This is a genomic window from Stenotrophomonas sp. YIM B06876, from assembly GCF_030711595.1.
GTDB lineage: Bacteria > Pseudomonadota > Gammaproteobacteria > Xanthomonadales > Xanthomonadaceae > Stenotrophomonas.
Genome location: NZ_JAUJUJ010000616.1, coordinates 1 through 386, shown reverse-complemented (window position 1 = coordinate 386; position 386 = coordinate 1). Strand labels below are relative to the sequence as shown.

Genomic DNA, 386 nt, shown 5'->3' with positions numbered 1-386 from the left:
CTGCAGCCGCAGCAACTGCTGGCCATGGTGGACGAAACCCTGGCCACCCTGCCCCGCGTGAGCGACGACCAGGTCGAGATCCGCCTCAACCCAGAGGAATGCCAACGCATCCAGGAGCTTCACCCGGAAAGCGCCCAGCGCTGGAAGCTGCAGCCCGACCCTCGGCTGGAGCCGGGGGAGTGCCATGTCCATGCCGGCAACCATGAAGCCGATGCCGGCTGCCGCCAGCGGCAGGCCGCCGTCATGGAGCAGATCAGCGCCCAGCTGATCGAGCCCCTGCCCGAGGAGGCGCCATGATCGCCGCCGCACTGCGCCGACTCGAACTGGGCAGCGTTCCCGTGGCCACGCCCACAGGGCGCCTGATGGGTGCCTCGGGCCTGCTGCTC

The 386-nt window shown here is 69.9% G+C and carries 1 protein-coding gene; it reads left to right on the top strand.

What is annotated here, in order from left to right; translation table 11 throughout:
* The coding region (locus QZH66_RS18720) for a FliH/SctL family protein (protein WP_305807281.1) at window positions 1-297 on the top strand (297 nt) is incomplete at its 5' end.
* Window positions 298-386: the final 89 nt, after the last annotated feature.